At 60.9% G+C, this 10,344-nt stretch carries 8 protein-coding genes; 4 read left to right on the top strand and 4 right to left on the bottom strand.

Translation table 11 applies throughout. From position 1 onward, the window contains the following. A partial coding sequence (locus BM116_RS13455; RefSeq protein WP_139222364.1) for a transposase occupies window positions 1-259 on the bottom strand: 259 nt, incomplete at its 3' end. Between the two features lie 166 nt (window positions 260-425). Between BM116_RS13455 and BM116_RS13450 the strand changes: the two genes are divergently transcribed. From BM116_RS13450 to BM116_RS13435, 4 genes are all read left to right on the top strand, one after another. Then, window positions 426-2,279 (top strand): ABC transporter ATP-binding protein, encoded by a 1,854-nt coding sequence (locus BM116_RS13450; RefSeq protein WP_083728589.1) that lies wholly within the window; start codon window positions 426-428, stop codon window positions 2,277-2,279. A 446-nt stretch (window positions 2,280-2,725) separates the two neighbouring features. After that, window positions 2,726-4,342 carry a Vgb family protein gene (locus BM116_RS13445; protein WP_083728590.1) on the top strand — a complete coding sequence of 539 codons (1,617 nt, stop codon included), beginning with the start codon at window positions 2,726-2,728 and terminating at the stop codon, window positions 4,340-4,342. Between the two features lie 223 nt (window positions 4,343-4,565). Then, a complete protein-coding gene (gene rloA3 / locus BM116_RS13440; RefSeq protein WP_083728591.1) occupies window positions 4,566-5,090 on the top strand; it encodes a retropepsin-like aspartic peptidase RloA3 in 525 nt (174 codons plus the stop codon). 190 nt (window positions 5,091-5,280) lie between these two features. Continuing rightward, entirely contained in the window at window positions 5,281-6,096 is an 816-nt protein-coding gene (locus BM116_RS13435; RefSeq protein WP_083728592.1) for an inositol monophosphatase family protein, read from the top strand. A 57-nt stretch (window positions 6,097-6,153) separates the two neighbouring features. On the opposite strand, the gene BM116_RS13430 is transcribed toward BM116_RS13435, so the two are convergent. From BM116_RS13430 to BM116_RS13420, 3 genes are all read right to left on the bottom strand, one after another. Further along, window positions 6,154-7,245 carry a GGDEF domain-containing protein gene (locus BM116_RS13430; RefSeq protein ID WP_083728593.1) on the bottom strand — a complete coding sequence of 364 codons (1,092 nt, stop codon included), beginning with the start codon at window positions 7,243-7,245 and terminating at the stop codon, window positions 6,154-6,156. A gap of 198 nt (window positions 7,246-7,443) precedes the next feature. Then, window positions 7,444-8,940 (bottom strand): CoA-acylating methylmalonate-semialdehyde dehydrogenase, encoded by a 1,497-nt coding sequence (locus tag BM116_RS13425; RefSeq protein ID WP_083728594.1) that lies wholly within the window; start codon window positions 8,938-8,940, stop codon window positions 7,444-7,446. 52 nt (window positions 8,941-8,992) lie between these two features. Continuing rightward, the gene (locus BM116_RS13420; RefSeq protein ID WP_083728595.1) at window positions 8,993-10,333 is read right to left on the bottom strand and encodes an omega-aminotransferase AptA; all 1,341 of its coding nucleotides are present in this window, start codon (window positions 10,331-10,333) and stop codon (window positions 8,993-8,995) included. Window positions 10,334-10,344 lie beyond the last annotated feature (11 nt).

Raw genomic sequence — 10,344 nt, 5'->3', positions numbered from 1 at the left:
CGTTAACCTGAATCTCGCGCATTAACTGTCGTTCGCTGCGCACGCCGAACAGGTAGCCAATAAACAGCATCTTGAACAGAGTGACCGGGTCAATCGCCGGGCGACCGTTGTCAGCACAATACAGGTGCTGGGTGGCAGGACGAATGAACTCGAAATCAATGTGCTGGGCGATCTTGCGCAGCAGATGGTCAGCTGGCACCAGTTCTTCGAGGGTGACCATCTCCAGCGCGTGTTGTTTGGGTGAAGGGGGTTTGAGCATCGGGTTGGCCTGCGATAAACGACAACCCATTAAACAAAAGCCCCCGCCTTTCGGCTAGGGGCTTTGTCAGCAGTCTGGGACACGGCTTGCCGTGTCCGCTTGAGCCCCGCCGCCTTGGCGCTCATAATGCACGGCCTTCCCCCCTCGTTATTCCGCAGGCCGCCGCATGTTCCGCTGGTTTGAAAACCGTCTTGATCCGTTCCCCGTTGAAGAGCTGAGCGAGCCGCCGCGCAAGCTGCTGCCCTTCTGTCTGCACTTCACCAAGGGCGCCTGGCCCTACATCATTCTTGCCTCGCTGCTGATGGCCGGTATTGCCATCGCCGAGGTCTGGCTGTTCGGCTTTCTGGGCAGCATTGTCGACTGGCTGTCGGACCAGAACCGCGAAACCTTCCTGCAGACAGAAGCATGGAAACTGGCCGGCATGGCCTTTGTGGTGCTGGTTGCCCTGCCCTCGCTGATTTTTATCAATAGCCTGATGACCCATCAGACGCTGATGGGCAACTATCCCATGCGCATCCGTTGGCTGGTGCACCGCTATCTGCTCAAGCAATCGATGGCCTTCTACCAGGACGAGTTCGCCGGGCGCATCGCCACCAAACTGCTGCAGACGGCGCTGGCTGTGCGCGAGTGCGTAATCAAGCTGATCGACGTACTCAACTACATCTGTGTCTATTTCATCGGCACCCTGATCCTGGTCGGTTTTGCCGATTGGCGCCTGACCCTGCCCATGCTGGGCTGGCTGGTCGGTTACATCCTGCTGATGCGCTATTTCATTCCGGTACTGGGCCAGGTCGCCAAGGTGCAGGCTGATGCCCGCTCGGTCATGACCGGGCGCATCGTCGACAGCTATACCAACATCCAGACGGTCAAACTGTTCTCCCACGCCCGCCGTGAATCGGCCTATGCGCGCGAAGGCATGGACCAGTTCATGGTCACCGTGTACAAGCAGATGCGGCTGGTAACCACCCTGTACAGCCTGCTCTACGTCCTCAACGCCCTGTTGCTGCTGGGCGTGGCCGGGCTGGCCCTGTGGCTCTGGGTGCAGGATTCGATCAGCGTGGGCGCAGTCGCGGTGGCAGTCGCGCTGGTGCTGCGCCTGTGGGGCATGTCCCAGTGGATCATGTGGGAGCTGTCCGCCCTGTTCGAGAACATCGGCACGGTGCAGGACGGCGTCAACTCCATCTCCCGCCCACAACTGGTGCTTGATCGCCCGAACGCAGCGCCACTGGCCGTCAGTCAGGGCGACATTCGCTTCGAGGACGTCAGCTTTCACTACGGCAAGGGCAGCGGCGTGATGGAGCAGCTCAACCTGCACATTCGCCCCGGTGAAAAGATCGGTCTGGTGGGCCGCTCCGGCGCCGGTAAATCTACGCTGGTCAACCTGCTGCTGCGTTTCTATGACGTTGAGGGCGGCCGCGTGATAATCGACGGCCAGAACATTGCCGATGTGCAGCAGGACAGCCTGCGTGAACATATCGGCATGGTGACCCAGGATACCTCGCTGCTACACCGCTCGGTGCGCGACAACATCCTCTACGGGCGCCCGGATGCCGACGAGCAGATGATGCACCAGGCTGCGCGCAACGCGGAGGCAGATCAGTTCATTGCCGAGCTGGAAGACGCCAAGGGCCGTCGGGGTTTTGATGCCCACGTGGGCGAGCGCGGCGTGAAGCTGTCCGGCGGCCAACGCCAGCGCATCGCAATCGCACGGGTGATGCTCAAGGACGCGCCCATCCTGATCCTCGACGAAGCCACCTCGGCGCTCGACTCGGATGTAGAAGCAGCGATTCAGGAAAACCTGAACCGCCTGATGGACGGCAAAACCGTGATCGCCATCGCCCACCGCCTGTCCACCATCGCGCAGATGGACCGGCTGGTGGTATTGGAACACGGCAATATCATCGAGCAAGGCTCCCACGCCGAGCTGATCGAGCAAAACGGCGTCTATGCTCGCCTCTGGGCGCGTCAGTCTGGTGGGTTTATTGGTGAGGAGCTGGAGGAGGCTGAGCAGCCGGCGTGACGGTGGCTGCCCCTGTAACCCTAATCTGGGGGTTGCAGATTACAGACCGCAAACCGTGAAGCATGCACGCAGCCCCTCCCCGTTTACGCGGGCGAGTAGCGCCGGGGCTGGCGGGAAAAAGAGTCGCAGCATGTCTGAGGAGCGAAGCGACGAGTTCTGCGACTCCCCGTCAGACCGAGCAACGCAGCGAACCCGAAGGGCCGCGTAGTCGGGTGCCCCGGGGGATCGCTAAGGGGGGCTGGGCAAGCAGCCCCCCTTAGCTCGCCGGCAAAGGCGAAAAGCGAAACAGACAGCAGCTCAAAAACAGAACCCCGCAAATGAACCTACGCGGACGCGAGCATCACGCCAAGTCTATTTATCCCCCACCATAACCCTGCCTGATCCCCCCACAAACAACCCCATCCAGGTCTAGAATCGGAGCAAAACAACAACAAGGAAGCTCCAAGATGACGTTGCGCCTTCGCACCCTTACGCTCGCCGGGCTATTCAGCCTGGCGCCTCTGGCGTTAGCCACCAACTACTCCGCACCGGAACAACTGGTCGCCCCCTCTCCTTTCAAGGGCGTGCACGGTCTGGCCGTCGACAAGCAGGGTCGTCTGCTCGCCGGCAGCGTGGTCGGCGCCAGCCTGTATGAAGTCGACACCGACAACGGCGAAGTACAAACACTGATCGGCCCCAATGACGGTCAGGGCGATGACATCGCCATCGGGCCCAATGGCGAGATGGCCTGGACCGGTTTTTATACCGGCAAAGTCATGTACCGGGAGAACGACGCCGCGCCTATCCAGGTGCTGGCAACCGACCTGCCCGGCATCAACTCCCTGGACTTCAACGATGAAACCGGCGCGCTCTACGCCAGCCAGGTGTTCCTCGGTGATGCCCTGTGGGAAATTGATCGCACAGGCGCCGCCCCGCCGCGACTGATCGGCAAGGAACTCGGTGGTTTCAACGGTTTTGAAGTAGGTACCGATGGCTGGCTGTATGGCCCGCTGTGGTTCAAAGGCCAGATCGTGCGCATCAATCCGGCCGATGGTGAGGTCAAGGTCATCTCCAGTGACTTCAAGACCCCAGCTGCCGCCAACTTCGACTCCAAGGGTAATCTCTACGCCATCGATACTTTCAGTGGCCAGCTCAAGCAGGTTGACCAGAGCAGCGGCGAAACCCGCCTGATCGCCCAGCTCGACAGCGCTCTGGACAACCTGGCGCTGGACGCGGAAGACAACATCTACGTGTCCAACATGGCCAACAACCGGATTACCCGCGTCAACCCCGAAACCGGCGAGCAGCACCGCCTGGTCAACGGCGAGCTGGCGGTGCCGGCTGGGCTGACTCTTTCCGAAGACGGCAAGACCCTGTATGTGGCCGATGTCTTCGCACTGCGCGCCGTGGATACCGACAGCGGCGAAGTGACCGATCTGCGCCGTGCGCATGGCTCCGATGCCGAATACCCGATCAACGTTGCGCTGGGCCGTGAGCGCCTGCTGGTTACCAGCTTCTCGACCGGCACCTTGCAGGCCATCAACCGCAGCGACAACAGCACCCAGGCTATGGTCCACCACCTCAATGCGCCCTCCGCCGCAGTAGAACTGGAGGACGGCAGCGTGCTGGTCAGCGAGCTGGCGAGCGGCAAACTGCTGCAGCTTTCCGGCCCGGAGCTGGCGCAGAGCCGCGAAGTTGCCAGTGGGCTGCAAGGCCCGGTACAGATGATCAAAAGCCGCAGCGGCCAGATCTACCTGACCCTGCTCAGCGGCGAGTTGGCGCGTCTGGACCCGGCTGATTTCAGCCTGCATACCGTTGCAGACGGCCTGCAATTGCCCGAGGGGCTGGCCGAACTGCCAGACGGCCGCCTGCTGGTAGCAGAGCCCAGTGCCCAGCGGCTGGTCAGCATAGATCCTGAAACCGGCAGCAAACAGGTGAGCGCCGAACAGCTGCCAATTGGCTTGGCTGCCGGGCCCGGCATGCCGCCAACCGGCATTCCGACCGGGCTGGCAGTAGATGCGCAAGGCCGTGTCTATTTCGGCTCCGACACCAACAACGGCCTGTACCGCCTCACCCCGCAGTAAATAACGCGGGCCGGCAAGCGCTATGCCGGCCCGTCCCCGCGCCAACCAGGGCACAGACCTCGCCACATGGCGACGTTTGCATTCAGACACAAACGCTAATGGAATTAATCAACGCCTCCTTGGTCCATTAATGCATATCGGGAAGCGCCACCTTGCTGTCATGCGCTCGACGCGACACCAGGCGGGTGCTCCCTCACTTTGGCTGCTCTAGGAGACGTTACGGATGCCCGCGACATTGAAGACCCTGTTCCTGCCCGCTGCAATCGCTCTCGCCACCGCCTTGCCGTTGACGGCCAACGCAGATAGCCCCCGCAACCTGGGCTGGATCGAACAAGGGGTAATCGAGCCCGCTGACATGACCGTCAAGTTCAAGCTGGACACCGGCGCACTGACCTCGTCAATGCACGCGGAGGACATCGAGCGCTTCGAGCGCGACGGTGAGCAATGGGTCCGCTTCAAGGTCGCACTGGAAGACCTGAAGTCGGAAAGCCTGATCAGTAAAACCTTTGAGCGACCGCTGGAACGTGACCTGAGCGTACGGGGCGCTGGCGGCTCGGAGGAGCGCCCGGTTGTGCGCATGGACGTGTGTATTGCTGGCGAGCGCCTAAATGAAGAGTTCTCCCTGCGCGATCGCAGCAACATGCACTACCCGGTCCTGCTCGGCCGTCGCACCCTCGACCAGCTGGGCAATGTCGACAGCTCGCGCACCTACACCACTACCCCCGACTGCGCCAGCAACAACGCCTGAACCCACCCACGCAGGGCAGCCTCAAACGACCGGCTGCCCTGTTGGTTCTGCCTGCAGCTCTATCCCCGCCGCCATGCAGTGCACCGCTGAATTAATCACCGGTCTCTCCCCCTGAAAACCTCGCCACCCTCTTACCATAAGCAGCGCAATTGAGTACGCTCCCCGCTATTGTTCAGCCGGATTTCTACTCATGCACGCTACTCAGCCCCTCGATCTCAGCAGCCGCTATCAACTGGCCTGCCAGCTGGCACGTGAAGCGGCGCAGCGCGGTCTGCGGCTTTACCGCCAACGCGACCAATTGGCCGTAGAGCACAAGGGTGGATTCAGCCAGGATGTGGTCAGCGCCGCTGACCGCGAGCTGGAAGTTTTCATCAAGGCCGAGCTGATGAAGCTCTTTCCCGAAGACGGTTTTGTTGGCGAGGAGACCGGTGCGCAGCGCCTTGATGCACGCTGCATCTGGGTTATCGACCCGATTGATGGCACGGCTTGTTTTCTGCACGGGCTGCACAACTGGTGCGTGTCAATCGGCCTGCTGGTTGACGGTGTTCCCGCCATCGGCGCCGTCGCAGACCCGAACCACGATGAGCTGTTCCACGGCGGCCGCGGTTTTGGTGCCTGGGTCAACGAGCAGCCGTTGCGCGTGAGCGAGGCGCAGGACCTGCGCGCCGGCTTGCTGGGCGTTGGGACTTTTTATGCCGAGGGTAAACAACACTTCATGCCCTTTCTGGGCAAGCTGCTCGATGCTGGCGGTATGTTTCTGCGCAACGGCTCAGGCGCGCTGATGACGGCCTATGTCGCAGCAGGTCGCTTGCTTGGCTACTACGAGACCTGCCTGAAAAGCTGGGATTGCGTCGCCGGGCTGGCGTTGCTGGCGGAGTCTGGTGGGCGCTGCAATAACTTCCTGCGCGGCGAGGGGTTGCTCAAGGGCAACCCTTATCTGGTCGCCTGCCCGGGTGTGTACGAGCAGGTAGCCGAGATGATCGGCCCCTCTCTGGACGCAGATTAGGGCCGGTTGCGGTTTCATTAACCAGCCTGCCTGCGGGTGAACAAACGCTAGCTGGCCCTATGAAGCCGGCTGCTCTACCACCATGGGGTCCAGATCCTCCAGCTCTGCTTGCTCGACGCGATTACGGCCGTGCGCCTTGCCGCGATAAAGCGCGCCATCAGCTCGAGCAATGGCGCTGCTAAAGGTCTCCAGCTCGTTCAGTTGGCTGATACCAACACACAGGGTCACCTTGAGGCCCGGCTGTACATCAGTCCAGTCCAGCGTTTCCACCGCCGCCCGAATACGTTCGGCGGCCGTGCGCGCCTGGACTGGGTCAGTCTCCGGCAAGACCACCAGAAACTCTTCCCCACCCCAGCGACCGACAAAGTCCTGTTCCCGACCTTGTTTGCGGAGCAGATCAGCTACCCGCTCAAGCACCCGGTCGCCCAGCTCATGACCATACTGGTCATTGATGTCCTTGAAATGATCCAGATCCATCAGCATAAGCGCGAGATTGCGCGGCTGACGCTGCTCTCGGGCCAGCAGCTTTTCTGTCAGTTCAACCATATGCCGGCGATTGAACAGCCCGGTCAGCGGATCGGTGGTTGCCATACGCGCCAGCCGTCGATGGGCCCGCGTTACCGTCACCACGTAGTACATGGTCAGATAGGCAAACATCAGAAAGACGACGGTGAAGTTGAAGATATTGACGTACAACAGCGCGATGTCAGACACCGGCTGCAGCGGGTCGATAAAGGTCATCAGCACATACAGACCGACGTAATAGGCCCACAGGCAAATCGCCAGAATCCAGGCGCTACGCAGGTGCATACTGGCGAACAATGCGGGAATGAACATCAGCAAAAAGTAATGGAAGCCGCTGTCCCAGCCGATAAGCACGACACCGAGCGCGGCATGCACCAGCACCTCAATGCGAATCAGCATCACTGCCAGGTAGTTGCGCCGCTGGCGAAAGGCTCGATAGGCGTAGGCATACATGCCCACACTGATGACGTTAATCCAGGCCAGAATAGGCGAACCAAGCCAAAGAAAAATGGCAAAAAAACAGATATCGACCGTTGCTGCCAACTGGCAACACCGCATGGACAGGTCCCAAAACTCCGGCCGCTGTTCGCTACGGTGGATGTCCGCCTTGTTATTATCTGGCATGCCTGATCGTTCGCTCCTGAACTCGCCACACTACGTCGGGAAGAGGGTCAGTGTAGGCGCGTACCCTGCCAAGGCCAAGCCTGTTTTGCGCCATCATCTTGCAATCAGGAGACTATATCGGCTGCAGCAATTAATAGATTAGAAATTAATGCCTCAAACGAAACAGGCCGCCTTGCGGCGGCCTGTGAGAACGACAAATCAGCCGTTACTGGGGAAGGCAAACTGCGCGGCCTCATGGCTGGCGCGCTTGGGCCAGCGCTGGGTGATCGCCTTGCGACGGGTGTAGAAACGCACCCCGTCCGGACCGTAGGCGTGCAGATCACCAAACAACGAGCGCTTCCAGCCACCAAAGCTGTGGTAGGCAACCGGCACCGGCAGCGGTACGTTGACACCAACCATACCCACTTCAATCTCGTCGCAGAACAGGCGCGCAGACTCACCATCGCGGGTAAAAATGCAGGTGCCGTTGCCGTACTCGTGATCGTTGATCAGTTGCATCGCCTCTTCCAGGCTGTTGACGCGCACCACGCACAGCACCGGGCCAAAGATCTCTTCCTGGTAGATGCGCATCTCGGGGGTGACGCGATCAAACAGGCAGCCACCGAGGAAGAAGCCCTCTTCGTGGCCGTCAATGCTCAGGCCGCGACCATCGACCACCAGTTCGGCACCTGCGCTCACGCCGTCTTCAACGTAACCGGTCACCTTGTCCAGGTGCTGCCCCGTCACCAGCGGGCCCATATCCAGACCGCAGGTAGTGCCCGGGCCGACTTTCAGCGCCTTGATCTGCGGCACCAGCTTCTCGACCAGCGCATCGGCAACCTGATCACCGACACAAACCGCGACCGAAATCGCCATGCAGCGCTCGCCGCAGGAGCCGTAGGCCGCCCCCATCAGCGCGCTGACCGCGTTGTCCAAATCCGCATCGGGCATCAAGACCGCGTGGTTCTTGGCGCCGCCGAGAGCCTGTACACGCTTGCCGCGTTTGGTGCCTTCGGCGTAGATGTATTCGGCAATCGGGGTAGAACCGACAAAGCTCAATGCCTTGACCTCAGGCGCTGCGATCAGCGCATCCACCGCCTGCTTGTCGCCGTGCACCACGTTCAGCACGCCCTTGGGCAGACCCGCCTGATGCAGCAGCTCGGCGATGAACAGGGTGGAGCTTGGATCGCGCTCGGACGGCTTCAAGATAAAGCAGTTACCGCACACGATGGCCAGCGGATACATCCACAGCGGCACCATGGCCGGGAAGTTGAACGGCGTGATACCAGCCACCACGCCAACCGGCTGAAAATCACTCCAGGCATCAATGTCAGGGCCAACGTTGCGGCTGTATTCACCCTTGAGGATCTCGGGAGCTGCGCAAGCGTATTCAACGTTCTCGATACCGCGCTTGAGTTCGCCAACAGCGTCTTCGATGGTCTTGCCGTGCTCGGCGCTGATCATCTCGGCGATGGTGTTTTCGTTTTCTTCCAGCAGTTGCTTGAAGCGAAACATGATCTGCGCACGCTTGGCCGCAGGTGTGCGACGCCAGGCCGGGAATGCCGCCTTGGCCGAGTCGATCGCCTGCTGGATAACCGCATCATCAGCCAGCGGCACCTGACCACTGACGGTGCCGGTGGACGGGTTGAATACGTCGGCGCTGCGGCCGGTGCCGGCAACCGGATGGCCGTCGATCAGATGGGTAATATTGCTCATCAAATAACTCCTGAATGGGTCACAAGGTGCAATCAGGCACCTCGGTTGAATCTCAATCCAATGTGTTCAGTACACTGCCGACCGCATCGAATACGCGGTCCAGATCTTCCGGGCGAGCATTGAACATGGGCCCGAACTGCAGGGCGTCGCCGCCAAAGCGAACATAGAAACCGGCCTTCCACAGCGCCATACCGGCTTCAAAGGGCCGAATGGTCGGGTCACCGTCACGCGGGGCCAGCTGAATGGCGCCAGCCAGGCCGCAGTTGCGAATATCCACAATGTGCTCCGCCCCCTTTACGCTATGCAGCATGGACTCAAACTGCGGAGCCAGGTCGGCTGCCTGCTGAATCAGAGCGTCATCTTCCAGCAGTTTCATGGTCGCCAGGCCCGCGGCGCAGGCCACCGGGTGCGCCGAATAGGTGTAGCCGTGGCCAAACTCGACCGCATGCTCTGGCGTGTTCTGCTGCATGAAGGTCTGGTAAATCTCGCCGGTAACCGCGACCGCGCCCATAGGAATGGCGCCATTGGTGATCTGCTTGGCCAGATTCATCATGTCCGGGGTAACACCGAAGTACTCGGCACCCGTCCAGCGCCCCAGGCGCCCAAGGCCGGTAATCACCTCGTCAAAGATCAGCAGAATATCGTGCTGATCGCAAATCTCGCGCAGACGCTGCAGATAGCCCTTGGGCGGCACAATGGCGCCGGCCGAGCCAGACATCGGCTCGACGATGACCGCCGCAATGTTGGATGCATCGTGCAGCTCGATCAGCTTGAGCATCTCGTTGGCCAGCTCGACACCGCCGGTTTCGGCCATGCCGCGGGTAAATGCCATGCCCGGCTGCAGGGTATGCGGCAGGTGGTCGGCTTCCATTAGCTGACCAAACATCTTGCGGTTGCCGCCGATGCCACCCAGGCTGGTGCCGGCGATATTCACACCGTGATAACCACGGGCACGGCCGATCATCCGGGCCTTGTTTGGCTGGCCCTTGAGGCGCCAGTAGGCGCGCGCCATCTTCACCGCCGTGTCCGCACACTCGGAGCCGGAGTTGGTAAAGAACAGGTGATTCAAGTCACCCGGCAGCTTGGCTGCAACCTGCTCGGCCAGCTGGAACGACAGCGGATGACCAAACTGGAAGCCGGGAGAGTAGTCCAGCGTGCCCAGCTGCTTCGCCACCGCCTGCTGGATCTCGCTGCGCGAGTGCCCCGCCCCGCAGGTCCACAGACCAGAAAGGCTGTCGTAGATACGACGGCCATCGGCGTCGGTCAGCCAGCTACCCTCGGCAGCGACAATCAGGCGCGGATCACGATGAAAGTTGCGGTTGGCGGAAAACGGCATCCAGTGCGCATCCAGCTTGAGCTGACTGGCGAGCTGTTCGGTGCTGTGGTCTTGCATGGTGGTGCCTC

Origin of the sequence: Halopseudomonas pachastrellae, from assembly GCF_900114765.1 — a bacterium.
Taxonomy (GTDB): domain Bacteria; phylum Pseudomonadota; class Gammaproteobacteria; order Pseudomonadales; family Pseudomonadaceae; genus Halopseudomonas; species Halopseudomonas pachastrellae.
Note: the sequence above shows the minus strand (reverse complement) of the source record. Positions and strands in the feature narration are given on the sequence as shown.

Coding starts and splice junctions, on each gene's coding strand:
- BM116_RS13450 (WP_083728589.1), top strand. CDS start 426: ATGTTCCGCTGGTTTGAAAACCGTCTTGATCCGTTCCCCGTTGAAGAG.
- BM116_RS13445 (WP_083728590.1), top strand. CDS start 2,726: ATGACGTTGCGCCTTCGCACCCTTACGCTCGCCGGGCTATTCAGCCTG.
- rloA3 (WP_083728591.1), top strand. CDS start 4,566: ATGCCCGCGACATTGAAGACCCTGTTCCTGCCCGCTGCAATCGCTCTC.
- BM116_RS13435 (WP_083728592.1), top strand. CDS start 5,281: ATGCACGCTACTCAGCCCCTCGATCTCAGCAGCCGCTATCAACTGGCC.
- BM116_RS13430 (WP_083728593.1), bottom strand. CDS start 7,245: ATGCCAGATAATAACAAGGCGGACATCCACCGTAGCGAACAGCGGCCG.
- BM116_RS13425 (WP_083728594.1), bottom strand. CDS start 8,940: ATGAGCAATATTACCCATCTGATCGACGGCCATCCGGTTGCCGGCACC.
- BM116_RS13420 (WP_083728595.1), bottom strand. CDS start 10,333: ATGCAAGACCACAGCACCGAACAGCTCGCCAGTCAGCTCAAGCTGGAT.